Annotated in this window: 26 protein-coding genes and 2 pseudogenes; 14 read left to right on the top strand and 14 right to left on the bottom strand. The window is 61.5% G+C overall.

All coding sequences use genetic code 11. The annotated features are described in order from the left end of the window. Positions 1-272 precede the first annotated feature (272 nt). The 3 genes from HS122_05785 (at position 273) to HS122_05775 (ending at position 2,947) form a co-directional block, all read left to right on the top strand. Positions 273-1,943, top strand: a complete 1,671-nt coding sequence (locus tag HS122_05785) for a hypothetical protein (protein ID MBE7537904.1) — start codon at positions 273-275, stop codon at positions 1,941-1,943. 283 nt (positions 1,944-2,226) lie between these two features. Beyond that, positions 2,227-2,511 carry a hypothetical protein gene (locus HS122_05780; protein MBE7537903.1) on the top strand — a complete coding sequence of 95 codons (285 nt, stop codon included), beginning with the start codon at positions 2,227-2,229 and terminating at the stop codon, positions 2,509-2,511. Beyond that, positions 2,492-2,947: a PIN domain-containing protein gene (locus tag HS122_05775; protein MBE7537902.1), complete on the top strand. Its 456-nt coding sequence runs from the start codon at positions 2,492-2,494 to the stop codon at positions 2,945-2,947. The genes HS122_05780 and HS122_05775 overlap by 20 nt, the downstream gene beginning before the upstream one ends. Before the next feature lie 215 nt (positions 2,948-3,162). Here HS122_05775 and HS122_05770 read toward each other — a convergent pair whose 3' ends face one another. Then, on the bottom strand, positions 3,163-3,804 hold the full coding sequence (locus HS122_05770; GenBank protein MBE7537901.1) for a hypothetical protein: 642 nt from the start codon (positions 3,802-3,804) through the stop codon (positions 3,163-3,165). A 480-nt stretch (positions 3,805-4,284) separates the two neighbouring features. Here HS122_05770 and HS122_05765 point away from each other — a divergent pair, with 480 nt between their 5' ends. Beyond that, the gene (locus HS122_05765; protein MBE7537900.1) at positions 4,285-4,728 is read left to right on the top strand and encodes a DUF1343 domain-containing protein; all 444 of its coding nucleotides are present in this window, start codon (positions 4,285-4,287) and stop codon (positions 4,726-4,728) included. 135 nt (positions 4,729-4,863) lie between these two features. Next, positions 4,864-6,210, top strand: coding sequence for a hypothetical protein (locus HS122_05760; protein MBE7537899.1), 1,347 nt, complete (start codon positions 4,864-4,866; stop codon positions 6,208-6,210). A gap of 81 nt (positions 6,211-6,291) precedes the next feature. Here the strand turns inward: HS122_05760 and HS122_05755 are convergent, their stop codons facing one another. From HS122_05755 to HS122_05740, 4 genes are all read right to left on the bottom strand, one after another. Further along, entirely contained in the window at positions 6,292-6,780 is a 489-nt protein-coding gene (locus tag HS122_05755; protein ID MBE7537898.1) for a hypothetical protein, read from the bottom strand. Between the two features lie 6 nt (positions 6,781-6,786). Next, positions 6,787-7,266, bottom strand: a complete 480-nt coding sequence (locus HS122_05750; protein ID MBE7537897.1) for a hypothetical protein — start codon at positions 7,264-7,266, stop codon at positions 6,787-6,789. 119 nt (positions 7,267-7,385) lie between these two features. Then, positions 7,386-7,646: a hypothetical protein gene (locus HS122_05745; protein ID MBE7537896.1), complete on the bottom strand. Its 261-nt coding sequence runs from the start codon at positions 7,644-7,646 to the stop codon at positions 7,386-7,388. Continuing rightward, on the bottom strand, positions 7,627-8,157 hold the full coding sequence (locus HS122_05740; protein ID MBE7537895.1) for a Mu transposase C-terminal domain-containing protein: 531 nt from the start codon (positions 8,155-8,157) through the stop codon (positions 7,627-7,629). The genes HS122_05745 and HS122_05740 overlap by 20 nt, the downstream gene beginning before the upstream one ends. A gap of 227 nt (positions 8,158-8,384) precedes the next feature. Between HS122_05740 and HS122_05735 the strand changes: the two genes are divergently transcribed. Beyond that, on the top strand, positions 8,385-8,675 hold the full coding sequence (locus tag HS122_05735) for a hypothetical protein (protein MBE7537894.1): 291 nt from the start codon (positions 8,385-8,387) through the stop codon (positions 8,673-8,675). Between the two features lie 328 nt (positions 8,676-9,003). Here HS122_05735 and HS122_05730 read toward each other — a convergent pair whose 3' ends face one another. Next, positions 9,004-9,549 (bottom strand): hypothetical protein, encoded by a 546-nt coding sequence (locus tag HS122_05730; protein ID MBE7537893.1) that lies wholly within the window; start codon positions 9,547-9,549, stop codon positions 9,004-9,006. Positions 9,550-9,624: 75 nt separating this feature from the next. Between HS122_05730 and HS122_05725 the strand changes: the two are divergent. The 4 genes and pseudogenes from HS122_05725 to HS122_05710 all read left to right on the top strand — a co-directional run bounded on the left by HS122_05725 (position 9,625) and on the right by HS122_05710 (position 13,104). Further along, a pseudogene (locus HS122_05725) lies at positions 9,625-9,939 on the top strand (transposase). A gap of 723 nt (positions 9,940-10,662) precedes the next feature. After that, positions 10,663-11,557 (top strand): annotated as a pseudogene (locus HS122_05720) (ATP-binding protein). Positions 11,558-11,641: 84 nt separating this feature from the next. Further along, entirely contained in the window at positions 11,642-12,418 is a 777-nt protein-coding gene (locus HS122_05715; GenBank protein ID MBE7537892.1) for a response regulator transcription factor, read from the top strand. 161 nt (positions 12,419-12,579) lie between these two features. Further along, complete coding sequence (locus tag HS122_05710) at positions 12,580-13,104, top strand: DUF2726 domain-containing protein (GenBank protein MBE7537891.1); 525 nt, start codon at positions 12,580-12,582, stop codon at positions 13,102-13,104. Between the two features lie 151 nt (positions 13,105-13,255). Here HS122_05710 and HS122_05705 read toward each other — a convergent pair whose 3' ends face one another. Continuing rightward, positions 13,256-13,585, bottom strand: coding sequence for a pyrimidine/purine nucleoside phosphorylase (locus HS122_05705; GenBank protein ID MBE7537890.1), 330 nt, complete (start codon positions 13,583-13,585; stop codon positions 13,256-13,258). Between the two features lie 135 nt (positions 13,586-13,720). Between HS122_05705 and HS122_05700 the strand changes: the two genes are divergently transcribed. Together HS122_05700 and HS122_05695 are read left to right on the top strand one after the other, a co-directional pair. Further along, the gene (locus tag HS122_05700) at positions 13,721-14,596 is read left to right on the top strand and encodes a sugar phosphate isomerase/epimerase (protein MBE7537889.1); all 876 of its coding nucleotides are present in this window, start codon (positions 13,721-13,723) and stop codon (positions 14,594-14,596) included. Positions 14,597-14,723: 127 nt separating this feature from the next. Beyond that, positions 14,724-16,172: a TIGR03663 family protein gene (locus tag HS122_05695; GenBank protein MBE7537888.1), complete on the top strand. Its 1,449-nt coding sequence runs from the start codon at positions 14,724-14,726 to the stop codon at positions 16,170-16,172. A 10-nt stretch (positions 16,173-16,182) separates the two neighbouring features. On the opposite strand, the gene HS122_05690 is transcribed toward HS122_05695, so the two are convergent. Continuing rightward, a complete protein-coding gene (locus HS122_05690) occupies positions 16,183-16,953 on the bottom strand; it encodes a sugar isomerase domain-containing protein (GenBank protein MBE7537887.1) in 771 nt (256 codons plus the stop codon). 27 nt (positions 16,954-16,980) lie between these two features. After that, positions 16,981-17,895, bottom strand: coding sequence for a class I SAM-dependent methyltransferase (locus tag HS122_05685; GenBank protein ID MBE7537886.1), 915 nt, complete (start codon positions 17,893-17,895; stop codon positions 16,981-16,983). A gap of 278 nt (positions 17,896-18,173) precedes the next feature. Between HS122_05685 and HS122_05680 the strand changes: the two genes are divergently transcribed. Then, positions 18,174-19,229: a DUF481 domain-containing protein gene (locus HS122_05680; protein MBE7537885.1), complete on the top strand. Its 1,056-nt coding sequence runs from the start codon at positions 18,174-18,176 to the stop codon at positions 19,227-19,229. 120 nt (positions 19,230-19,349) lie between these two features. Here the strand turns inward: HS122_05680 and HS122_05675 are convergent, their stop codons facing one another. The 5 genes from HS122_05675 to HS122_05655 all read right to left on the bottom strand — a co-directional run bounded on the left by HS122_05675 (position 19,350) and on the right by HS122_05655 (position 24,967). Further along, positions 19,350-20,177, bottom strand: coding sequence for a DNA-binding protein (locus HS122_05675; protein MBE7537884.1), 828 nt, complete (start codon positions 20,175-20,177; stop codon positions 19,350-19,352). Positions 20,178-20,267: 90 nt separating this feature from the next. Further along, positions 20,268-21,254, bottom strand: coding sequence for an alpha-E domain-containing protein (locus HS122_05670; GenBank protein MBE7537883.1), 987 nt, complete (start codon positions 21,252-21,254; stop codon positions 20,268-20,270). Between the two features lie 23 nt (positions 21,255-21,277). Further along, on the bottom strand, positions 21,278-22,771 hold the full coding sequence (locus HS122_05665; protein ID MBE7537882.1) for a circularly permuted type 2 ATP-grasp protein: 1,494 nt from the start codon (positions 22,769-22,771) through the stop codon (positions 21,278-21,280). 42 nt (positions 22,772-22,813) lie between these two features. Continuing rightward, positions 22,814-23,281, bottom strand: a complete 468-nt coding sequence (locus HS122_05660; protein MBE7537881.1) for a hypothetical protein — start codon at positions 23,279-23,281, stop codon at positions 22,814-22,816. A 51-nt stretch (positions 23,282-23,332) separates the two neighbouring features. After that, positions 23,333-24,967, bottom strand: a complete 1,635-nt coding sequence (locus tag HS122_05655) for a peptide ABC transporter substrate-binding protein (protein MBE7537880.1) — start codon at positions 24,965-24,967, stop codon at positions 23,333-23,335. Between the two features lie 179 nt (positions 24,968-25,146). On the opposite strand from HS122_05655, the gene HS122_05650 reads away from it, so the two are divergent. Beyond that, a complete protein-coding gene (locus HS122_05650; GenBank protein ID MBE7537879.1) occupies positions 25,147-25,887 on the top strand; it encodes an RDD family protein in 741 nt (246 codons plus the stop codon). Positions 25,888-25,906: the final 19 nt, after the last annotated feature.

The raw sequence follows: 25,906 nt of genomic DNA, 5'->3' as shown, positions 1-25,906 counted from the left end.
CCTTTTTGATTGGGCGGCGGTTTTTCGTACTGCGCAATTAGCGAGGGATTCCCTCATCCACTGGCGCAGAAAACCTCATCAAACCACCACTGACTTCGCCGCCGCCATGGCTGAAAACCATGACCAACGCGCCGTCTCCGCCGTCTCCTCCTGCCACTTCCCTTCGTGAATACGCGCTGCCCATGAGAGACCCTGTCTCGCTGACCTTGACCCACGCAACTTCTGCGGCCATCATTCGTTCCCCCCAACCCCCTGCCTGGAGTTTCAAGCTCATGAGCACCCGTCTCCTCCCTCTTTCCTGGCTCGCCGTGGCGATTTCGTGTCAGGCGACACTCCTGCATCGCGTACAGGCCGCCGGATCCATTCCGCTTATCGACGGTCTCGGCGCGCATACGCTGCGTGTCACGACGCGTTCGCTTCAAGCCCAGCGCTACTTCGACCAGGGGCTTCGCCTGGTCTTCGGCTTCAATCACGGAGCGGCCATACGATCGTTTGAAGAGGCGGTCCGCCTGGATGAGACCTGCGCCATGGCGCACTGGGGCGTCGCGTTCGCCCATGGTCCGCACATCAACTTTCCCGCGGTGCCGCCTCCGGCAGCCGAACAAGCTTGGAAGGCGATCCAGCTTGCCCGCCGGCATGCCGCCGGGGCGACGCCTTTCGAAAAGGCGTTGATCGAGGCGCTGGCCACCCGCTACGCCGATCCGCAACCCGATGACCGAAGACCGCTTGACGAAGCCTATGCCCGCGCGATGCGCGATGTCTGGAAGCGGTTTCCCGACAATGCCGATGCCGGCGCGCTTTTCGCCGAGGCGATGATGAACCTCCGCCCGTGGGATCAATGGACTCCCGCCGGCGAACCGCAGCCTGGCACCGAGGAAATTCTCGCCACGCTCGAGGCCGTGCTGAGGCTCGACTTGAATCATCCGTTCGCGAACCACCTCTACATCCATGCGAATGAAGCGTCGCACCATCCGGAGCGCGCGCTTGCTGCGTCGGACCGCCTTCTAACGCTCCAGCCGGGCCTCGCACACAATGTCCATATGCCGTCGCACATCTACATCCGCGTCGGACGGTGGCAGGAGGCGATCGATTCCAATGTCAGCGCAGTGGCTGCCGATCAGGCCTACCGCAGGATCGTGGGACCGGCGACCGGGCTACTGCCCATGTATGTGGCGCACAATCAGCACATGCTGGCCTATGCGGCCATGATGTCCGGACAGCGGAAGCTCGCTCTCAGGCACATCCGCGAGATGGTCCGCGATCTCCCTGCGGATTTCCTGCGCGATTTCGAAGTCGTGGCGGAGGCCGGGCTGGCGATGCCGCTCGAGGTCATGGTCCGTTTCGGATTGTGGGACGACGTGCTCGCCGAGCCCGATCACCCCGCCTCGCAGAAATTCACCCATGCTTTTCAGCACGCCGCGCGTGGAATCGCGTTCGCCGCCAAGGGCGATGTCGCCTCCGCGCGCAAGGAACAGTCGCTCTATCTCGAGGCGGCCAGGGCTGTCCCGGCCGAACAGATCGCCGCGGGCAACAACACCTGTCAGGCGGTTCTGGCCATCGTCACCCCGATGCTCGAAGGCGAAATCCTGATTGGCAAAAAGCGAACCGAGGAGGGCTTCGCCCAGCTTCGCGCTGCCATAGCCGAGGAGGACAAACTCAAGTACGATGAGCCGCCGGGCTGGCTCATTCCCGTCCGGCATTCACTGGGGGCCGCCTTGATGGCCCATGAACGGTATGCCGAAGCGGCAGGAGTGTATCGTGAAGACCTGGCCCGCCTGCCCAACAATGGCTGGTCTCTCTTTGGGCTGAGCGAATCCCTCATCCTGCAGCGAAAGTTCGATGACGCCCAGGCGATCAGGGCGAAGTTCCAAGCGGCCTGGTCGAGGGCGGATACCACCATCACATCCTCCTGTTTCTGCCAGCCGGGTACGCCCCGGACATGAGCGAATGCTACGCGTGCCTTGGGAGCCGTGATATAAGCTGTCCCTGAGCAGAGCAGTGCTCACGGATCGGGGCTGCTCGGGTTCAATCGGACTGGATATTTACCGGTGCCCATTTGCCACCGGCCGTCCGGTTTCCGGTGGAGGCATCTTTAAGGGGTGGCTTATCCTCATGATAATCAGTGGTTTTTGCTGAATTCATATTGCATGGAGATTCGCAAGAGGTGAAAATCGTATCAGTTTCAGCCAGCTTGACGGCAAGATGGTTTGCTGGTTTGCTGGCTCTGTGAAGACGACTTTCGATCTGCCTGATGCTCTCGTTCACGAATTGAAGCTTCGCAGCGTGCATGAGCGTCGAAAATTGAAGGATGTGGCTGCTGCGGCGTTGCGTCGCGGTTTGGCAACGGAAGAAAAGACTTCAGCGCAATTGGGGAAAAGGAGCGTGAAGCTGCCTCTTTTCGAATGCGAACCCGGTGCCCCGGCAGCCAGGCTGACGACTCAAGAGTTGATTGCTTTGGAGCAGAAAATCATTGGGGACGAGGACCTGAAACGTGCCGGCCTCACTCTTTGATTCATCCGTCTGGATCGCACTGGCTTTTGGGAGCCACCCGCATCATGGGGTGGCGAAGGCTGCCTTCGAATCGGCAGACAACGGAGCCCCCGTTGTTTTTTGCCGCGCCACCCAGCAGTCGTTTCTCCGTCAGCTTTCCTCCCTGACTCTGCAATCTGCCTACGGCGCCAAGCTGATTTCAAACGCCGCGGCCTGGCAGAAATGGGAGGAACTTCTTGATCTTCCCCAAGTGAGCTTCGCCGGTGAACCGGACGGCCTTGCTGACCTTTGGAGCCGGTTTGCGGTCCGCGACACCGCCTCGCCGAAGGTCTGGATGGACGCCTACCTCGCCGCTTTCGCCATTTCGGGAGGCCTGGATTTCGTCACACTCGATGGGGATTTTCTAGCCTACGAACGTCACGGACTTCGGCTCCGACTGCTCGGCACCCGCGGCTGACCACGGAAGTCGGATCGCGGAGAACGGAGAACCACAGATTGCACGGAATGCATGGAGTGAAGGCACTGGCAGGGGCGCATGCCGGCGCTGAGGAGCTGTGGGCGTGCCCTGGGCATGACAAAGCATGTCATCTCCAACGGAGGGGGATTCAAGATTGACGCAAAAAAGCCGGGTGTCAGGCGCACCCGGCTGAGTAGAAACCAAATTCCGTTTCGTCAGATGGGGATTGTGCCCCGCCGGAGCCGCTTTTGAAGCCAACCCATTCCCAGAATCGAGGCGAACATGAGCAGGGCGGTGGATCCGCCTTCCGCTGCCTTCACGATGCACTCGGTGTTGATTTCGAGCTGCGCAATCTTGAGGTAGAAGTCGCCGGCTGTTCTGCCGCTGGGGTTCGTGCTCTCAACACTGTAGTAGAGGATACCTGAGTTGAGTGAAGTAAGGAAAGCCAGATCCGCGGAATTGGAGATGTTCCATTCCTCATAGTAGTAATCGTAGTTGGCTGGGGCATTATTATGATTTCCATCAACTTCAGTGTTATTCATCCAGAGGCTTGCGCCGAGCCAGACGCTGGCATATTCCTTGCCCTGATCCCCATTGTCATCGGCGAATGCAAACGTGACGCGGGCCGCCGTGATTTTCATCGTCAAGGGATCGAAGCCCTTTTCCAAGAGGTTAAAATCAGAGGCGTACTTTTCGCCCGCTGAAAGGAACTTGATCGGCCCGTTGCCCGTGTCCGGGTCACGATCGTAAATGCTGTACTTGATCGCAGGTCCTTGCATCGGACCGGCGAAAAGATTGATTCCGCGCAAGCAGAGGATCAGGACAAGTGCGACCGCGCCGCGTGAAGACAGATTCATGCTGGAAGGCTCTCTTTTGAGCGCAACGCGAGCCACGGGCCTAGAATTTTTGAATATTTTTTTTACGCTTATATAAACACCTATGTGGCAAATGGTAGAAAAACACCTACAAAACGATCAGTAAATTTCCCACGGTCCACGTGGGTTGTGTTCTGTAAGTTTTCGCGACAGAACACGCACGCATGGAATCCTAAGCAGGGCGCGTAAAATACTATGTCCAAGTAACTTATGATTCACTTCTAATGTCGGACTGCATTACGAATGTGTAACCTATCTGGCAGCAACGGATTGCGAGATTCATTCATCAAGGCATGCGGTTTCAGGGCGATGCTGCTGTACTGGGTCTGCTTGCTGTTGGTCGTGTTTCCATGGGCCGTCGGTTGCCGGAGAAATCCAGTCGTCGCTGAGCCCGCCGGCGCGCGCAATCTTGAGATGCCTTCCGCAGCATCGGCCATGCGGGTCGATCTGACATTTCCCGTGATGCTCGGCGTGGATGTGCTGGAAGCGGAGGACTTTGCGCCAGTGAAGGGAAAACGAATCGGCTTGTTGACACACGCTGCGGGGGTCAATCGGCGCGGCGAAACGACCATCGATGTTCTTCGCCGAGCCCGTGGCGTCCAACTCGTCGCATTATTTGCTCCGGAGCACGGGCTTCATGGCACGGAACTGGCGAGTGCCGAGTTCGGCGACGCTGCCGATGCGGGTACGAAGCTTCCGGTCTATTCGCTTTATGGGCAGAATCGGCGTCCGACCCAGGCCCAGCTCCAGGGATTGGATGCGCTGGTGATCGATCTCCAGGACATCGGCGTGCGATCGTACACGTATGGCGTGACGATGAAGCATGCGATCGAGGCGTGTTATCAGAATGGCGTGCCCTGTATCGTGTCAGCGGCGAGAGAGAAGTCATGGTTTTGTGGCGGGTAGGAATCCACGTCTTCTTGGGGCGATTTTCTTGCTTGGTGGAGGCGGGTGGAGGTTCTTCGAATGGGTGGTTTTTCTTCCTGCTGGATGGGTGGTGGATAGTGAGTGAGGGTGGGATCGTCGAGCGGGGTGAAGGTGGTGAAACTGGTCGGCGATGCATGCGAAGGGATCGTGCAAGTGCCGCCATTGCGGGAGTTCTTCGTTCCGGATGTGCGCAATCGCGCGCCAGCGGTACTGCTGCAAGGTGCCGTGTCGCAGGGCGCGCAAGGCCGACAGTCAGCGTCGATGGCTGAGTCGTCGGCAGAACGCGGACTACTTTTGCGGACCGGAGAATGCGGCGCGAGCGCGGGCGTGGCAGGCGGCGCATCCGGGGTATTGGAAGCGGCGGCGCAGGCGCGAAAGTTGTCTTGCAAGACCGCCTGGATTCACAACCTGCTGCGAACGCGTATTGCGCCACAAGACGAGGAACTTGTCTTACAAGACATCATGGCGAGGCAAACCCCTGTGATGGTGGGGCTTATCGCGCATCTCACCGGAAGTGTCTTACAAGACGACATCGCACAAATGACGCGCCGGCTGCACTCGGGGGCCGGGCCGTATTGGGCAAGGACATCCCGCGGCCCGCCTATGGAAAAACACTTGATTGCAATCAACCGGGTGCGGCGCGTGCCTCACCAGTTTAGCTGGGTGGACCATCGACTGGTCCGCGGAAACTACCTGATGAAGGCAACGGCACCAGCGTGGGCGCTGCATTTTGTGCTCGTCACCGTCGGTGACGAACACGGGCTGAGCTACTACGCCGACCGCACACTCGCGCGCCTGCTTTCCCTGGGTGAGGAGTCGATCGGTGAAGCGCCGCCAGCTCATCGATGCAGGTGTGATCGCTCTACGAGGCACCGTTGTATCAGGTGCTCGGATTGGAGGTGGCGTCGTGATCGGCTACGAACACTACTGCCAGATCAAGGCCGCGGCGGCGTCCGGAATGAACATGACGCAGATTGCGGCCGCACTCGGGCTGCATTGGCAGACTGTCAGGACGGCAAATCTCAAGCGCGGAAAGTACGAGCGCAGTCGCGGCGCGCAAAGACCCCGCTGCCCAAGCTCGATCCGTACCCGCGCGGCGATCGCACGGCTGATCGAGGCGCATCCGCTGAGCGCGATGCAGGTTTGGTGCAGGCTCAAGAGCAGGGCTACGAGGGCAGCTACTCGATCGTGAAGGAGTACATTCGCCGGATACGTCCACCCCGCACGGAGGCGTTCCTGACGCTGAAGTTTGCGCCCGGCCAGTGCGCCCAGGTCGACTGGGGCAGCTTCTGGCGCGGTCGAGGTGGACGGCACCGTGCGCGCATTGAGTTTCTTTGTGCTGGTGCTCGGTTACAGCCGGTGGCTGCACGTCGAGTTTACACTGGGTCAAGGTCAGGAGTGGTGTTCCGCGTCACGGTGTTTCAGGAACGTTTTTTCGTGATAAATGCGGCACGGGAGTAGAGCTGTTTGCGGGTGCTCCGGGTGGAGCGTGACGTGATGGAAAAGCGACGCGGTGTGACGCCACGTTGATCGCGGCGGAGATCAAAACAGCGACAGCTGGCGGTCGGCGGCGGGCTGGCGTTGGCTGCGCTGGGTGTGGAGCAGCCGATGAGCGGCCGCGAGCAATGCGAGGTGGTGGGCGTCCCGCCGGACCGTCAGGGCGAGCGAGGGTGAGGCGAGGATTTGATCGAGGGCGTTTCGGATGTGTTTGAGTTCAGCGTCGAGTTCGTCGCCGTGATGCTGGAACCAATCCTGGACGCATTTGAGCAGATACGCCGGAAAGTATGGGCCGTAACGGGCGGGATCACCGTGCGCGGCGATGTCGTCGAGGCGGTCGGTGATCAGCGTGGTGTAGCGGGCCGAGGCACACGTGAGCGCGCGGTGCTCCAGCCAGGTCGCCGGCCAGCTCAGCGCGTAAAGCAGCATGCGCCGGTCGCGATGGAAGGTGCGCGCTTCGGCTTGGGCATAGAAGCGGCGGCGGATTTCCTCGAGCAGGGCAGGCACGACGGACGTGGGGTCGGCCGGTTGCATGGTGCCTCACGACGGACGGATTCGCGCCAGCCACGGCAGCGCATCGAGGGCGAACTGGACATCCGCGGTGGTGACAACGCGCCGGTTCGCCAGGGCTGCCTGCTCCATGGCGCGCTGCAAAAGGGCGTTGAGCGTGCGCGGCAGCCCCTGTCCCGATTGCAGCAGCAGGGTTTCGGCGGCCGGCTCAAAGGGGCTGGAGTGGATGCCGACCTCGGCCAGGCGCTCGTGCAGGTACTCGGAAAAACTCTCCGCGGGCCAGGGGGCCAGATGAAGGCAGAAGCCCAGCCGCGACACCAGGGCGCGGTTCACATTCAGTTCCAGGCGACCGAGCAGATCCTCGTCCCGCAGAGGATCAGGGAGAACGGCGGGACCGCGTCGAGGTGCGCGGGCGCAGGTGAGCAGGCGCAGTTCCTCCAGTGCGGCCACGGACAGATCCTGCGCCTCCTCGATGACGAGCACCGGCCGCACCGGAGCCCCACCTGCCACAGTTCGCTCAGCAGGCCGACGTTGTCGCCTTGCGGTACTTCGCTCCCGGCCACCGAGTTTCACCGGTGTGACGCGCCAGCAGATGGCGGAGTCGTGCTGGCCGCGAGTCGCCCGCTGCGTCATCCGCACCGAAGCGATACTGCGGGGCTCAACCGTTCGCTCCAGCGGTGCAACAGGGTGCTTTTCCCCACGCCATTGGGCCCGTGAAGGACACCGCTGGCGCGCACAACGGCCAGTTGGTCGAGTCGTCGGTACGCCTCCTGCCAGGCGGGGTGGGCAAGGACCACCCCGCCGTCGGCCATCCCCGGCCATCGGCTGGCACCCCACAGCGTCTTGAGCGCCAGGTCCAGCGCCGGGGCTTCAGTGGGTTTCGCGCTCATAGTCGTTGGTCACGAAGGGGATTTTCGCGTTGCGGTGCTTGTCACAGCGCACCGCCAGCCCGATGAACCGCTCGCCCAGCCAGACCTCCACCCGGGCCAGGCTCACCGGATCGAAACGCACCGTGATGAGCTGCCCGCGCAGATGCGCCGCCACCTCCCAAAGGCCCGCTTCCAGCGAGAAGGTCGCATCCTTGCGCACCCGCCGCTCCACCCGCATGAAGAACAAGCGGTCGAGTGGCGCGTTCGCATCCAGCAGCCTCAACGCCGTGCCCAGCCGTGCGAAGCGCTGCGCCGGTGCCTCGCCGGCCAGGGCCGAGTGCACGTGTTGATGGTACCCGCTCTCCAGCCACTGCCAGAACCGCCGGTTCAATTCGTCGATGGAGTGCACCGGCGTGAACACCAGCGGCGGGAGGAACTGGGTCTGCACCGTGGAAAAGAACCGCTCGATCTTGCCCTTCGACCAGCTGTGGTACGGCTTCGCGTGGATCAGGCGGATGCCGAGGTTCCACACACGACCGCCAGATGCTGGCTGCGGAACGCCGCTCCATTGTCCGTGTAGAGTTTCTCCGGCAGCCTGCGGGTCTGGAGCGCCCGCCGCAGCGCATCCGGAAACCCTCCAGGCGTTCGTGCTCGTAAAACTGCCCGTGCACGCACAGCCGCGAGCAGTCGTCGAGCAGCGCGAACAAATACGTGCGCTGCGCCCCTGCATTCCCCCCGGTCCTCAGCGTCGGCCCGTGCATGCAGTCGGCCATCCACAATAGATTCGGCAGCGGCAGTTCGAAGGCCTTCGTCGGCCCCCCGCTAAGACCCGAACCGGCCCGCACGCTGCGCCGGTCCAATCCCGCCTCCACCAGCCGCCTCCGCAGCGTGCTTTCGCTCACACTGCCGCGCTCCAGGATCCCCTGCCGCACCAACTCCTCCGCCAGGGCTTTGAGTGTCAGGCCCGGATGCTCCCGCCTCAGTCTGCACAACGCCTCCACCGCGGCCGAATCCATCGCCTTCGATTTTCCCCGGTCACAACGCCTTTGACTGTGCAGCGCGGCAAACTGGCCGTGCCTGTAGTCGTAGTACCAGTCCTCGATCGTCGCGGCCGAATACAGCCGCCCGTCCCAGGCCTGCTGCGCGGCCTGTTGCGCCGCCTGCATCAACGGCAGTCCGTTCCGGACCGCCTGCATCACCGCCTGAACGGCGGCGAAGCGCGCCAGCGCCCTCGCTTCCCGTGATTCCTCTTCCGAAGGAGTGATTTTCATACCCCGAAAGCGTTTCACCGCTCCGGTTCACGATCGCGATATTTTCGTTGTGTGGGCTGCTACTCCCTTCACGTTCGAACCCGGTCTCTCCGGGCCAACCGTGGTGTTCACCACACCCCCGCTGGCTGATGGCACTGGTACTGCCGAAACAGGGTTGTCCTGAACTCGGCCACCAGTCGGCGTGCGGCGGAGGTCAATCCACCGCACGCCGCTTTCAGCCAGGGCCACATCGCCCTGCTGCTCGCCGGAGGTGCACGGCCCAAGCCGCATCCCACCCGCCGCCAAAGCTCCGTCGCGTAGCCAAGCATCCGCCGACGATAGTCCTCCAGCACCGACAGCCACCGCTGCACTTCCCTTCGCCAGAACTCCCCCTCGAGAAACGCTTCAAACGTCGAAACCTGCACCAGCCGGTACGACAACGCGAATCCCGGCAGGTAGCTCACCGTACCCCTGCACGCTGCGCAGATGAATCGTGCCACCAGCACCCGCAGCTCCTGCCCCGCCACCCCTGTCACGCCACGACTGTAAAATCCATGCCGTTGCAACCGACCCTTTCCACACCGCGGACACAATCCTTCACCACGCACCTGCCGATGGGCCTCCGTCTCGATGTATTGCTCAGGACTCAGCGCCGTGGGGTGGATCCGCTGCATTCCCCAACCTCTTAATCCCTCCTCTCCCTCTTACGCCACTCTCTTCACCCCAACCCCCGCCACGCTCCAAACCCGATCCTTCAGACCACTGTCGCTCCCACCCTGACCAAATCCACTCCCGTCTTCAGGAAACTCCGTGACGCGGGACAGGAGTGGTTCCTCGGCGCCCACCAGCGCGCGTTCGAACTGCTCGGTGGCGTGCCGCAGGAGGTGATGGTCGACAACTGCAAGACGGCCGTTCTTTCGCACGCGCCCGGGACCGAGCCGGTGTACAACCCGCAGTACCTCGATTTTGCCCGGCACCACGGCTTTCGGATCAAGGCCTGCGGGCCGGGTCATCCGCAGTCCAAGGGCATCGTCGAGAGCGCCGTCGCGTATGTGAAGAAGAGTTTCCTTTCGGGCCGCGCGATCACACGGTTTGCCGAACTCAATCCGGCCGTGAAGCTGTGGCTCGACACGGTGGCCAACGTGCGCGAGCACGGTGAAACGAAGGTCCGCCCGCTCGACCGGCTGGCGGAGGAGCGCGTGCACCTGCTTGCGCTCAGCCCCAGCCCTACGCCGCGGTCCAGACACGCACCGTGCGCGCCTCCTGGCGCTTCCGCGTCACGATCGACACCAACCGCTACTCGGTTCCTCCAAGACATGCGGGAGCTGCTGACCGCGCAGCTTTCCAGCGAACTGGTGCGGCTGTACGCCGGCACGAGCCTGGTCGCGGAGCATGTCCGCCGTTTCGGCCGGAGGCTGGACGCCGAGAACCCGATCATGCGCGCAACTGGAGGCACAGAGGAAATCCGGCGCCCGGCAGCGGCTGCTGATTCGATTCCTCGAACTGACTCCCGCAGCCGGACCGTATCATCGTGCGCTTGTGGAGCGGCGCATGAATGCCGGCCATCACCTTCATCGCATCGTCGAACTGATCCCGCCTACGGCGCCGAAGCCCTCGCGCACGCCATCGAGAGCGCCCACCAACTCGGAGCCTACTCCAGCGACTACATCGTGAATCTCCTCGAACAGCGCGCACGGCGACTGCCCGAGCCCGGCCCCTTGCATCTGACCCGCGCTCCCGGAGCGCTCGAACTGGAACTGCCCGCACCCGATCTGACCCCTACACCCATGAGCAACGCCATGACCTTTGAATCCCAGCTTCCGTATCTGAAGCTCTCCCACCTGAGCCGTCATCACGAGGAGCTGACCGCCGACGCCGCAAAGCAGCGCTGGTCCCATGCCCAGTTCCTGCGCAGAATCGTCGAGGCCGAGGCGCACGATCGCCAGCAGCACGCACTCCTTCGCCGGATCAAGGCAGCTCGTTTCCCCGTGAAGAAAACCTCGATCAGTTCCAGTGGGACTGGCCCCGGCAGATCAACGAGGCGCAGGTGCGCCATCTTTTCGAACTGCGCTTCATCGAGGAACACACCAACGCGGTCTTCTGCGGCGGCGTCGGCCTGGGAAAGACACACCTGGCTTCCGCACTCGGTTACGCAGCCTGCCGGGCAGGACATGCCGTGCTCTTCACCACGGCCGTCGACGCCATCAACTCGCTGCTCGCAGCCCGTGCGGCGCACAGGCTTGCCCTTGAACTCAAGAAGTACGTCGCACCAAAACTGCTCGTTCTCGACGAGGTCGGCTATCTTCCCTCGACAAGGCTGGCGCCGACCTCCTCTTCCAAATCATCAGCCAGCGCTACGAGCGAGGCTCGATCATCGTCACCACCAACAAGGCCTACAAGAGCTGGCCCACGATCTTCAACAACGACGCCGGCATCACCTCCGCCATCCTCGATCGCCTCCTCCACCACGCTCACACCGTTGTCATCGAAGGAAAATCCTACCGCGCGGAAGGACCGCCGCCCAGAAGAATCCCTCCTGATCCATCCACGCCGCCGATGGCGCTTCCCGCCATCGGCGTCCTTTCCCTCCTCTATCGACTTCTTATCCGCCAGAAATCCATGATGTTCGCTCAGTCGCTCACAGTCCTTGGTATCCCTCCCCGCATTTGCCTACAGGCATGAGGTGCCCTGAATTGGGGCGGGAGAATCAGAAAGTGCCATAGAAATAGCTGGATTGTTGCCATATAATGGCAACAACTGATGCGCATGGAACGCGTATTGATCATCAAGTGGGATTGCCTCTACGCGCGGTTTCTTGCGGATGCGGTGCTCGAGTTCTATCCGGGTGCGCGGACGGAGACGGTTTTTTCCTCAGGGGCGGCGCGCGATTGCCTGACGCGACATGCCTATGATCTTGTGATTGCCGGGCTCAGTTTCGATGACGGTGATGGTTTGCCGTTGATCTACACGATGGCCCAGTCGTCGGCGGTGCGTGGGTTGTTGCTGGTCACATTGCGAAAGGACGCGCAGATGCTCGCGCTCCTCCGTGAATTCCGAAGAATCTCGGTTTTCGACACGGTTCATGATGCACCTGAACGGTTTGCCCTGGCGATCGCCCACATGGCGCAGGGTCGCCGCTACCTGAGTCCGACGTTTCACGAACTGCTCCTGAGCAGCGATGGAGCGCTCCACCTCCTTTACTCGCAGATGACCGATACGGAGCGCATGGTCCTGTCGGTTATTGGAGATGGGTGTGACGACAAGATCGCGAGCGAGCGGCTGGGCATCGAACCTTCGAGTGTGCACTCGCACCGCAAGCGCTTGATGCGAAAACTGGGAGTGCAGACGAGGGACATGCTCTTTCGTCGCGCGCTGGAACTGGGTGTTGTTCGAATCCTTCCCGATGGACGCACCGCGCGACCCAGTTTCGATGTGCTGAAGGCGCAAATTGAATCGCGCAAGCGCCAGTTGGCTACACGACGGTCGATGGTTGGCGAAATGAGCAAGGATGCGACCCTGCTGGTGAGCGAGGCAGGCTCCTGAGTGACAGTCCGCTGGTAGGCGCAGATTTGCGGGCCGGAAGCGTGGCGAAGTGCTGCGCGAAGTGATTTGGGACCTGCAGATTGAACAAGTGCGGAGTCCTCATCGGACTTTCCGCAGGCTCGATATTTGCCGGCTGGATCTGCTCAATGGGACCCCCTCGCATGAAGGTTCTCATTCTCATCATTGTCGCAGTGGGTGCCGCCACTTTTTTTCTCGCACTGATGAAGGTGCGTTCGACCCCGGATTCGGGAGAGAAGGGATCCTCGGCCGACTGCGAACTGTTTGGTTCGGTGCTGTCGCCCGCGGAGCGGCATTTCCTTGGAATCCTTGCAGCGCAGCTTCCTGCAGGTGTGGGTGTGCTGGTGAAGGTCAGGCTTGCGGACATCTTCGCTCCTCGGCGGGGGCTGGATGCCACGCGACGGCGGGAATCGGCGGATCGACTGCGCGCTCAGAGTGTGGATTTCCTCCTTGTGCGGGCGGAGAACTTCTCCCCACTGGCCGGAATCGCGTTTCGGGAGGATTCCCGACGCGGGGAGGGACCGGCAAAGCAGGGCTACTTTGTCGAGAACGCCTTTGCCAGAAATGGACTGGCGTTCCTCACGGTGACAGCCCAGCCGGACTATGATGCTGCGGAACTGCGGCGCAGGCTGGCTGCGCTTCTCTCGAAATACGCTGCCCACTCATGATGGCATGATCAGTGGCGCCAATCGAAGTCTGCTGGAAGGATCGTGATTGTCAGGTGAGGGAAATTGCCTTTCCGGCCATGCGATCGCCTGAGCCGGCCTTGGTTTCGCGGCTGATTCTGCCTGTAATAGCAGTTCCGCTGTCGACGGAAAATCAGAGGAACGAGCAGATGTATTCGCAGATGCCGCTGTCCACGCTTATGGCGAATCCGCTCTTTCCAGGAACCAGGAAGGTGGCACCCGCGGCATGCTCTGTTTCGGCCTTCTGTCCATCGAGGGTCACGCGGCATTTGCCGGCGACAATCTCCATGCGCTCCGGAGCGCCGGTTCCGAAGTGATAGGAACCGGGATAAATGAGCCCCAACGTCTTCTTTGCTCCGTCGGCAAGGATGAGGGTGTGGCTGACGACCCTGCCGTCGAAATAGATGTTGGCCTTGGTGTGGGCGGTGACGTTTGCGAGCTGTGTGGGAAGGGAACTTGCCATTCAAACGGCATGCACGCCCTGCGGAGGCGAGGCAAGCCGTGAACGCCTTGGGAGCGGACGCAAGCGCCGGGCTTGCAATCCTGGCGCGACTCGGGGCTTGCCCGCCGCGGCTGGTCGCAGGATAGTCGCCTTACCATGTTACTCCGAATCCTGACCTCCACTCTTGTGTCCTCTGTCATTTTAACATCGGCCGCCTTTTCCGCCAACACGGCGAAGGTGGTCAGGGACAATGTCGGAATTCAGCTCTACAGCCTGCGTGCCATGACAGCAAAGGAGGGCGCGATACCGCCGCTCGATCTGGTGAAGTCGTGGGGACTGAAGGAGGTGGAACTGGCGGGTACAGTCGGCCTTTCCGCCGCGGATTACAAGAAACTGCTCGATGAACGCGGACTCAAGCCCGTGGCTGCTCATGTGGGTATGCCGCTGCTTGAGAAGGACCTCGATGGCACGATTCGCGATCTGAAAGAGCTGGGCGTGACCTACGGGATTGTGCCGTCGATTCCGCATAAGGACGATTTTGATGATGCGGCTGCCCGCCTAGCCGCGGAGAAGTTCAATGCCTGGGGCGCGGCGTTCAAGAAAGCGGGGCTCAAGTTCGGCTATCATCCGCATGGGTTTGAGTTCCGCAAATCAGAGACGCCGGGGGCTGACTGGGTGTTTGACGTGCTCATCAACGCGACTGATCCGAAGCTCGTGTTTTTCGAGATGGATGTCTTCTGGGTCTATCATTCCGGTGTGGATCCCGTCAGCCTGCTGAAGAAATATCCGACCCGCTGGGTGGCGCTGCACGTCAAGGACATGCGCAGGGGAGCGCAGCGCGGCAAGATACTCGGCAAGGCGCCGCCGACCGACAATGTGGCGGTGGGCCAGGGGGAAATTGACTGGCCAAAGCTTCTTGGTGTGGCGGTCAATCTCGGCATCAAGCATTTCTTCATTGAGGACGAGACGCTGGCGCCGCTCAGCAATGTGCCGAAGAGCATCGAATACCTGAGGAATCTGCCTCTGAAATAGCCGGCTCCTCCGGAAACGACTGGAGGGACGCACCGACGCGTCGGGCACATTTGCGCTCGACGCGTTTTTCATTGCGGATCCTGCTCACTGCAAGATGAGCGCCGGGGCCTTTTCGACACGATCGTGCATGGCATGGGTCGCGATGGCTGCGGTCGTTGTGATTGCGGCATGGCTGCGGCTCGTCGACCTCGATGCGCGGCCGATGCATGCCGATGAGGCGAACCAGGCCGTGAAGCTGGGGCGGCTGCTTGAGACGGGGGAGTATCGTTTCGATCCACACGATCATCATGGCCCCACGCTGTACTATGCGGCGCTGATTCCGGCCTGGGTGACTGGAGAAACGACGCTGGCGGCTTTGACCGAGACGACGGTCCGTGTCACTCCGGCGCTGTTTGGAATTGCCGGGGTGATGCTGCTGGCTGCGGTTGCGTCGCCTCTGGGGAAATGGGCGGCGGTGATGGCGGCGGCCATGGTGGCCATGGCTCCGGCGTCGGTGTATTACAGCCGGTATTTCATTCAGGAAACGCTGCTCGTCACGTTCAGTCTCGCGGCGTGGATCTGCGCCTGCCGGACAGTGCGCGTGCGCGCGGCGGGATGGGCGGTGGCCACCGGGGCGTTTCTCGGTCTCATGCAGGCGACCAAGGCGAGTGCGCCTTTCTTCGTGTTTGCCGCGGTCGTGGCCTGGCTTTTGGTGCGGAAACGCGGTGCGGGTGGATCGGATGATGAAGGCAGGCCAGGGCCACGCTCGGCGGCGCTGCTGGCTTGGGGAGCCGGGGCGTTTGCAGTGGTGTTCGTGTGTTTCTATTCCTCCTTCTTCACGCATGCCGCGGGGCTGAAGGATGCTCTTGCGACCTATTCGGAAATGATGACGCGCGTTGCCTCGGAGCGCGCGGGACATGACAAGCCGTGGTGGTACTATGCTGACCTTTTTTGGTGGCAGCGGCGCGGTGGCCAGGTTTGGGATCAAACGCTTTTCCTTGGACTTGCGGTGACCGGTGGCGTGGCGGCGCTCTTCTCTGCGAACCGCTTCGCGCGCGGAGCAGCCGTTTACCTGGTGATCATTGCGGCGATACTTTCGGTGACACCGTACAAGACGCCGTGGATTGTCATTCACTTCATTCCGCCGATGGCGATGCTTGCGGCCTGGCTGCTGGCCGGCGTCATGGCGTGGCGGCCTGCTCGGGTGCCGGGAGCACTGGTTTTTCTCGTGTGTCTTGGACTGCTGGGGCGGCAGACGTTTCGAGCCGTTTTCCGATATCCGGCGGACGAGCGCAATCCGCTCGCCTATGTTCACAGCGGACCCGACGTGAAGAAGGTGCCGGCGCTTGCGGAGCGCGCGCCGCCGGGAGCGGTCAAGGTCATCAGCGAGGAATACTGGCCGCTTCCCTGGTACCTCCGCCGGCGCCCCGAGGTTGGGTATTGGACGACAATTCCGGAGAATTGCGACGGGTCCTTGATTTTTGTCTCGGCGGACTATGCCGAGGAAGTGAGGCACCGCTTGAAGGGAAAATACCGCCAGGGGTACCTTGGACTCCGACCCGGATTTGTCCTGGTCACGCTCGTGGCTGAGGAGTAGCCGCGCGGAATCAGGCGAGCTGACGGCTGAGGCGGTGCTGGTAGGGCTTGCCGACCGTGCGGTTGTATTCGATCGCGCCCGGCAGATTCTGGCTCCGCAGCAGAGGAGGCGTGTGGCCGTTCTTCTGCAACCACTCTATGACTTCGAGCATGAGGAGATTGAGCAGCATGGCGCCGATCACGGTGGACGTGGGACCTGACAGAAGCGGCTCCGGGCTGGACACCGAATCCGATGCAGTTCCGGTGAATTGCCGCGGACGAACGTCAATGAGCGTGTCTCCCGGCACTCCGCCATTGTCAAGAATGTGGTCTGCGATCTCGTGCAGGCGCCGTCCTCCCGGATGAACGGTGGCTGCGGCCCGGGACATGGCAAGCGAGAGCAGGCCCACGACATTGAGTTTCTTTTCCTTCGCGTAGAGGGCGACCTCGATCGGCGACACGTTTTTTCCCGAGTTGGAAATGACAATGATCGTTTCGCCCGGCAGCAGCTGGTACTGGCGGTCGTGGCGTGCGATCAGCGACGATCCATAGCCCACCAGGTTTTCGATGAAGCCGCCGGTGGGATCGAGAATGCCGCTGACGCAGGCCAGCCCTCCGGCGCGTCCGATGATTTCACGGGCGATGACTTCGCTGTGTCCGCTTCCGAAGACATGAAGCACGCCGCCGGCCGCGATTGATTGGCCGATCGCTGGCGCGATTTGCCTGATGGCCGCTGCATTGGATTTCCTGGCGACGTCGAGGCGTTGCATCACCTCGTTGAAATAGCGTTCGGAGTAGGACATGATATCGAGGCAAGCGGCGCGGAGATTCTATGCGTCTGCCTCCCAGCGTCCATAAATTCCGCAGGGCAGCACCTTGCCGTCCTTTTGTATGGGCAGTCCCACTTCGCCCCCTGTGAGCGATCCACCGCGGCCCTGCATGAGTTCGGCGAGGAGATTGAGGACCACGGTTGGAGACAGGCGGGCGGTGTACGCGTTGATCAGCAAGAACAGCGGTTTTGGCTGCAAAACGGCGCGGCATTCGCTCAGCAATTCCCAGAGGCTGTCCTCGAGCCGCCACATTTCGCCGCCGGCTCCACGACCGTACGTTGGGGGATCCATGATGATGGCATCGTAAAGCCTGCCGCGCTTCTGTTCGCGACGGACGAACTTGAGGCAATCGTCAACAATGTAGCGGATGGGTGCGTTTGCGAGGCCGCTGAGGGTGGCGTTTTCGCGGGCCCACTTCACCATGCCATCCGCGGCATCCACGTGGCAGACGCTTGCTCCTGCGGCGGCAGCGGCGGCCGTGGCTGCACCCGTGTAGCCAAAAAGGTTGAGGACGGACACCTCGCGCCCGGCGGCCCTGGCCGCCTTGATCCGCGATGAGAACCAATCCCAGTTCACCGCCTGTTCGGGGAAGAGGCCGGTGTGTTTGAAGGATGTGGGATGGATCCTGAATTTGAGGCCCAGCGGGTCGTATTCGATCGTCCAATCTTCGGGAAGCTGACGACGAAACTCCCAGCGCCCACCCCCCTTGTCGCTGCGATGATAAAAGCCGTCCCATTGCTCCCATTTTGCCTCCCTGGATTGTCCGTGCTGCGGCCAGATCACCTGCGGATCGGGACGGACGAGCGTGTAATTCCCCCACTTCTCCTGCTTCATCCCGTAACCGGCATCCAGAACGGCGTAGTCCTTCCAGCGATTGGCGATTAATAGAGGTGAGTAGGTGGCTGAATTTCGCATGATGCCAGGGCTCCCGTGGCTGATGTTAAACGCATCCTACAGGTCGCCCATATTCAAGATGTTGCGGAAGTCTATGGACATTGATTCGAGGGAGGCTTCCGAGGTCGCCGATAGTTTCACTTGATAATTTTGACAGCAAAGACGCAACGAATGCGGGAAACCCTTGTCGAGCTCGCAGGTCAGTCACCATCGACCGGCTCCTACTCTTTGGCAAAATCCGCGGCAATCCAAACGGTATTTGACTGCAATAGTTTGCCACTTCAACGTCTACTTTCTCCATGAATAGAACCAAGCTAACTTGTTTATCATACGCACTCAGCGTGGGTTTCGGCGTCGCTGCGCTGTTCGCACCGGCATTGCATGCCGATGTTGTGGAAACGAAAAGCGGCGCGCGCCTTCTTGGCAAGGTCGTCAAGATCGATGGCACGGAAATCACACTGGACACGGCCTACGCGGGCACGGTCAAGGTCAAGCAGGCGCAGGTTGCCTCCGTTTCGACGGATGAGCCGTTGAATGTTCGCCTAACCGCAGGCACGGTGCTGGAAGGCAAGCTGACGCCAACCGCTGACGGTGGTGTGCAGATTTCCGGCAAGGACGGAACAATCAACACGACGGTCGACAAGGTCGCCGCAACCTGGGCACCGGGCGCCACCGATCCGGCGATTGTCGCGCTGCAGCGTGCCTGGAGCTATGAGGCAGCCGCTGACATCACGGGCAAGACCGGCAACAAGGAGCAGACTGGAACGGCCTTCAGCTTTCGCGCGATTCTTGCCGGAGCGCAGGACACGCTCCAATTCTATTCCGCCTACGACCGTCAGATAAGCGATGGCACGAAGTCCTCGGATCAGTTCAAGGCAGGCGTTGACTACCAGAACAACTTCTCAGGTCGCAAGTCATGGTATGTTCGCGACGAAGGCGGTTTCGACCGCATCAAGGACATTGACTTGTACAATGTTGCCGCAGCGGGTCTTGGCTACGATTTCATCAAGGAGGCGAAGCAGACGCTGACGGGTCGCGCGGGTGTGTCGTTCCGGTATGAAGGTTACGGCGATCAGCTGACGGAGGACGTCAAGGACGCCGGCCTTGACTTCGGCCTCAATCATCGCCTCCAGATGGACAATTCGCTCCTGGTGAACCGGGTTTCTTACGTTCCGAGCTTCAAGGATTTTGGAAACTACCGCCTTATCCACGAGAGCTACCTTGAGCTGCCGCTTGCCAATCCCGCCTGGAAGCTTCGCCTCGGCATACTGAACGACTACACGAGCCAGCCTCCCCGCGGACTGGAGAAGCTGGATACCAGCTACTTCACGCGTCTGGTGTTGAACTGGAAGTAGACCGTTTTACATCGGGCATCTGACAAAGGGTGCTCCGCAAAAAACATTCCGGCAGCGAGGAGATGATCCTCGCTGCCTTCTTTTTACGGCACGTCCGGCGATCGTGTATCCGGGCAAATGCTACAATACCGCCTTCGAGCCTTTCTGCCGGCGCTCCCAGGCGAACAGGTACTGCTGGGCGACACCTGCGTATTTGCCAAAATGGATGCGCCCAAACTGAGCGGCCTGCGCCGGCTTCCACCCCTTGAGTCCGTAGCGTCGTTCGAGCGTGCGCAGGATCCAGACGTCGACGGGAAACGCCTCGAGGCGGCCCGCCCCGAACAGCAGCACGCAGTCCGCGACCTTTTCGCCAACGCCGGGAAGCTGGCAAAGGCGTTCTCTGGCGACCGGGTATTCCGCTTTTTCCGTCGTCTCAAGCCATCCGGGGTTCTGCGCGAGGAACGTCGCAGTCCGATGAATATGTCGCGCCCGGAAGCCGAGCAGGCAGGAGCGCAGATCCTCCTCCGGCACTTCAGCCAGCTCCTGCCAGGAGGGCAGGCGGAAAATTCCAGGAATAATTTCGGCGCCGTGCCTCTGGGCGAGCAGCGCCATCATCTGCTTGATCTGGACAATCTGTTTGGTGGCGCTGCAGAGAAAGCCCAGCAGCGTTTCACCGAGCGGCTGGCGAAGGATCCGCAACCGTGGAAATGCGCGCAGGCAGCGGTCAAGGTGTGGGTCACTCCGCCATGGCAGCGCATCCACGAGGGCATCCCAGTCGCGATCAAGGCCGAGATAGGATTCGACCCGCCTCCGGGTGCACAGCGGTGTTCCGCACACCAGCGGCGTGCGCCATTGCAGGGATCCCGTTGAGGCGGTGCGAAGCGTGACCAGGTGGTTCTCCCATTGACCGATCCACTGGCCCGTCTCCCTGCCGGGAAACCAGCGGAAGGCCTGGCCGCCATCGAGCATCTCGGCGAGGGTGTGAGCATCCAATTGCAGCGATCCGGGAAGATCGAACCAGTCTGACCAAGGGCCGGAACAAGAGGGTGGTGGCATCGGTCAGGCAACCACTTCCGCGCGATCGATGGGATAGTCGATGAAAGTCCGCTGTATCGCCTCATGCACCTCGTTGAGTCGGACCTGGATGGTATCCAGAAACTCATGCAGTCCGCCAGTGATGATCTGCTGGGTGTCGGTCCGCCTGAGTTCATTGATCAAGGCCGCGATCAAGATCTCCGCGCGGTTGCCCTGCAGGTGAGGTGCGCCCTCCACGATTTGCGACAGCGCGTGACTCGCCGCCAGCGCGGAATAGAGAGTGCTGCGGGGAAACAGCTCGTCCCGCAACAGGTAGTCGACGACCCGTTCAAGGCTCAGCTGCCCGCGGCGGCTGCGACGAAAAGCCTCGAAGGCGGAGCATGAGCGCAGCACGGATCCCCACTGGACCATGTCGAGGGCGGTGCCGACGGCGGAGACCTCCGGCAGGAGCATGAAGTATTTCACGTCGAGAATGCGCGACGTATTGTCCGCCCGTTCAAGGTGACGTCCGAGCTGAAGGAACCACCATGCGTTGCTTCGAGGCAGCATGGAATCGGCGACACCGTTGAAGAGATGGATGCGCCCCTTCACGCGGTTTAGGTATTCGGCCGAACCGAGCTGGGCGTAGCGCGCGAAATCGTCGTCCTTCAGCTTCAGATAAAAGGTGTTGAGCGTCTCCCATACTTCGGCGGCCAGGAGGTCCCGCACGCAGCGGGCGTTCTCCCGTGCGTGGCTGACGCATGACAGAATCGAGGACGGATTGCGCCGGTCGAACAGCATGAACTCGACGACGCTGCGCTCGGACGCGCGTTTGCCATAGAGTTCGAAGAACGTCTCCTCGTTTCCGGAGACGTAAACCAGCGGCTCCCAGGATTTCGGATCGTCCGCCGCCTGCCGCGATTGAAGGTCGATGACGAGCTGGGAATTGACGTCGACGATGCGCGCGGTGTTTTCGGCCCGCTCGAGCTGGCGGGCCATCCAGTAGATCAGATTGGCGACTCGGGATAGCATGGGGCGGTGTGATGGGCGGCTGACTACACGATCATTTTTTCCGGAGCGCCGGCGTGCGGCGCATGCGCCTCGTCGTCCGTGGCGAGCACCCAGGTGTCCTTCGATCCGCCGCCCTGGGAGGAATTCACGACGAGTGAACCCTTGCGCAGGGCGACGCGTGTGAGTCCCCCTGGCATGATCCTGATGGTGTCGCCATTGAGAATATACGGTCGGAGATCGATGTGACGTCCCTCGATTGAGGTGTCGCAGACACTTGGACAGCGCGACAATCCAATGGTGGGCTGGGCGATGAAGTTGCGCGGATTGGCAACGATCTTCGCCCGGAATTCCTCGATCTGGGACTGCGTGCTGTGGGGGCCGACCAGCATGCCATAGCCTCCCGCCTCGTTCACGCTTTTCACCACAAGCCTGGGGAGGTTCTCCAGAATGTAGGTGAGGTCCCTGCTGTCGGATGAAAGGAACGTCTCCACATTGTGGAGAATCGGCTCCTGGCCGAGGTAGAACCGGATCATGCGAGGCACGTAGTGGTACATGGCCTTGTCGTCGGCCACGCCGGTGCCGATCGGGTTGCAGAGCGCGACATTGCCCTTGCGGCAGGCGTTCACGAGTCCGGGCACCCCGAGCAGCGAGTCCCTCCGAAAGACCGTCGGATCGAGAAAATCGTCGTCGAGGCGCCGATAGATCACGTGAACCGGTGACAGCCCGCTGCAACGGCGCATGTAGACACGGTCGTTTTCAACCACGAGGTCGCTGCCCTCGACGATTTCAATGCCCATTTGGCGCGCGAGGAACGCGTGCTCGAAATAGGCTGAGTTGTAGACGCCGGGAGTCAGCAGCACCACGGTGGGCTCCGGGACATGCGTGGGAGCGAGGTGTGTGAGCAGGGCAAGGAGATCGCTCGCGTAGGTTTCCACCGGACGCACGCGATAATCGCGGATCAGGTTGGGAAACACCCGCTTCATCACCTGACGATTCTCCAGGACATAACTCACGCCCGAGGGCGTGCGCAGGTTGTCCTCCAGCACCCGGTATTCGCCGTTCTCGTCGCGGATGAGATCCGTCCCGTTGATGTGAACGTGAAGTCCGCGGGGCACAGGAAGCCCGACCATTTCACGGCGAAAGTGCTTTGACGTTTCCACCATCTCAGGAGGGATCACGCCTTCCCTGAGGATGCGCTGCCCGCCGTAGATGTCGTTCAGAAAGAGGTTCAGCGCCTGCATGCGCTGCGTGAGCCCCGCCTCCAGCTTTGCCCACTCGGGGGCGGGCACGATGCGTGGTATCAGGTCGAACGGGAAAATCTTCTCGGTGCCCTCCGTGTTGGAATAGACCGTGAATGTGACTCCGCGATTGATGAATGTCTGCGTGGCCGTGCGCTGGCGCTCGAGCAGGCTGCTCATGCCGTCGAGCCGGGCAAAACGGTCGAACAGGCGCTGGTAGTGGACCCTCGGATTGCCCGGGCTTACAAACATTTCGTCATAGAAGCGGCCGAGCTCGTAGGTGTCGAAGAGGTCGGGCATGGAGTGGGGCGGGTTGCGGGCGACGACAGTGGAATCCGCCGCTCAGGGTTGCGCCCAGAGGAAGCTCTGCTCCGACACGATCTCGGTGCCATCCGATCGCTGCAGCGTCACGCGCCAGGCCACGGGCTTGACCTTGTCGCCGGGCCAGTCGGTGCCGGTGATTCCGAAATTGAGAACTGAACGGCCTGGCGGGATGTCAACGGAACGTGCGTATGATTTCGCGACGGGGCTTTCCGGAAAAATGAGCTGAACGCGCATGATCGCGCCAGTGATGGCATCCGCCTCGCGGATTCGAGTGAGGAAGTAGTAGCCGCTCCGATGCTCCGGCTGCGTTCGAAGAACGATGCGGCCTCCGGTGTACTCCCCGCGTCCGAAGAATTCGCCGATGGTCTCAAAGGATTCCGCAGGACGGAAGCCCGGCCACACGCGGACGATTTCGACAGCCCGCGCAGTCAGGGGGACACCCAGGCAGCACAGCGCCAGACCCAGCGAGAGCGTGCGATGAAGCATGGGGCAAGACTACCGGGGGGGAGAAACTGACGGCAAGTGTGGTGTGGCTGTTTATGGCTGGAGCGAGACGCGCTGGTAGCGGTGAAACCCGAGGAGCGCCGGCTCCCAGCCCTTCACCGCTGGATGGATGAGGTAGGGCCGGGTTCCGTGATAGAGCGGTGCGATCGGGGCCTCCCGGAGCAGGATGGCCTCGGCTTCCTGGAGCATCGCATAACGGCGCGCGGCATCGGTTTCGGAGGCGGCACCGCGCACGAGGCGGTCGTAGTCCGGGCTGCTCCATCCGGTGGCGTTGTTGCCGCTGTTGGAAATGAACATGTCCAGAAACGTGCTGGGATCGACGTAGTCGCCGATCCATCGCGCGCAGGAGATCGCATAGTTTCTCTCGCGTTCGTCGTCGAGCCACACGCGCTGCTCCTTCAGAACGAGTGTGACGCCTATGCCGAGCTCGCGCTTCCACATCTGCTGGATCGCCTCCATCAGCCGCTGGTTGAGTTCATTGGTGAACGACATGATCTCGAGCGCCGGAAAGTTCTTTCCACCGGGATATCCCGCCTCCGCAAGAAGCCTGCGCGCGCCGTCGAAATCGTCGGGAATCCCCGCCGTGGACGTGTATCCCGCGGTGTCGGGCGGGACCAGGCTGTGCGCGGGTTGCTGGCCGGCAAGAGCGACACGTTCAACCAAAGCATTGCGATCGAGCGCGCGGGCGAGTGCGGATCGAACGCGCTGGTCCTTGAGGGGACCGCGATCGACGTTGAACCTGAAGAATCCCGTTTCAAGGAATGGGTCGAGGCGGAGGGCTGAGGCGTCCGGGCCGGACTTGTAGGAGGCGATCTTCGAGATCGGAATCTCGCTGGTCAGGTGCACCTGTCCGGCGCGAAAGGCGACCTCCTGGGCGGTGGCGCTCTCGTAGGGATAGAAAATCACCGAGGACAATTGTGTGGATGCGTTGTCGCGGAAGTACGGGTTGCGCACGGTGACAATGCGCTTGTTTGGCGTCCATTCGGTCACGCGAAAGGGACCGTTCGACACGATGTTCTGCGGACGCGTCCAGCGATTCGCCCGGTCGTCGCTGCCGCCGAGTCGATCGATGACGTGGCGCGGGACTGGAAAACTGACCGGAAGCCCCAGTATGGCCAGCAGCGTGGGTGTCGGTGCGGCCAGTTTGATTTCGAGTGTGTGTGCGTCGATCGCGCGAATGCCGAGAGCGGAGGAGTCGGCGGTCTTTCCGGCGTTGAAAGCCTCGGCGCCCTCGATCGGAAAAAGGACGTACGCATATTCGGAGCCGAGGCGTGGGGACAATGCGCGGCGGAAGGAGTAGACGAAGTCTTCCGCGGTCAAAGGGTGGCCGTCCGACCACTTCAAATCCTTGTTGAGAAAAAATGTCCAGGTGCGGCCGTCTGGCGAGGCCTGCCATCGTTCCGCGCAGGCCGGTACGGGATGGGATGTTGTTTCGTCGACGGCGACGAGCCCCTCGAACAAGGCGAGGCAGACCGTCATGTCATTGTAGGCGACAAGAATATGGGGATCCAGATCGCGCGGTTCCGCGCTGATCGCCTTGTGCAGGGTGTGGGTGCGCAGGCCCGCCTCCACCTGGGTTTCCCGCTTTGTGCAGCCGGATCCAGCGAGCACCATGAAGGCTGCAATGGCGGAGAGCAGAATCGGCGGAGTGATGCGAAGATGTGTCATGTGAACTTTGTCGAGCGGGTGGGAGAAATGCCGCCACCATGCTGTCGGGGAAAGATCAGGAAACGATCCGAAAAGACCTAGGAACCGTGCGGATGAATGGCGTGCGCCTGGGAATGGCGTGCGCAGAAGGAGGAGCAGTTCGGATTTGCCCGGAAACCAGGATGCGTCTTTCTGGGGACATGCCGTGGTACTACGCCAATTCCGGAGACAGACAGGGACCTGTCAGCGACGAGGAGTTTTTCCAGCTCATCGCAAACGGTCGGGTGCGCGACGACACGCTTGTGTGGAAGCAGGGCATGCCGGACTGGAGGCGCTACAGTGAACTGGCGCCATCCCTGGCAGTTCCGCCGGCGCTGCCGGCGGCTGCAAACCTATCGCCCGGTGAATCGCGGACGGCGTCAACCGTGGTGAGCACCCCTGAATTCATTCGAGCATGTGGGGTCGCCGGTCGGCAATACGCCGGGTTTTGGATTCGATTCGTGGCGGTTGTTATCGATGGGATCATTCTGGGAATTGGAGGGCAGCTTGTTGGGAGTCTGGTGCAGGCAACGCTATTCCCCGACGGCCTCCGTCGTCTCGCCGAGCTGCGGGATCACCCGGAATCCGCTGATCCCGGCTCGGTGGTGTTCATTTTTCAAATGATGGCGGTCATGCTACTGGTGACAACCCTTCTCGGGATCGCCTACGACATCTTCTTCCTGAGGCGATATGCCGCCACTCCCGGCAAGCTTGCGGTGGGCATACGCATTGAACGAGCCGATGGCTCCCCGCTTTCCGTGGGGCGGATCATCGGACGCTATTTCGGACGGATGCTCAGCAGCCTCCTCCTGTTTGTGGGATACCTGATTGCGGCGTTCGACGATGAAAAGCGCGCGCTTCATGATTTCATCTGTGACACCCGTGTCGTGAAGCGCGGCTGACGTGCGCGAAGGTGAAACA

The sequence above is a fragment of the Opitutaceae bacterium genome (assembly GCA_015075305.1).
GTDB lineage: Bacteria > Verrucomicrobiota > Verrucomicrobiia > Opitutales > Opitutaceae > UBA6669.
Note: the sequence above shows the minus strand (reverse complement) of the source record. Positions and strands in the feature narration are given on the sequence as shown.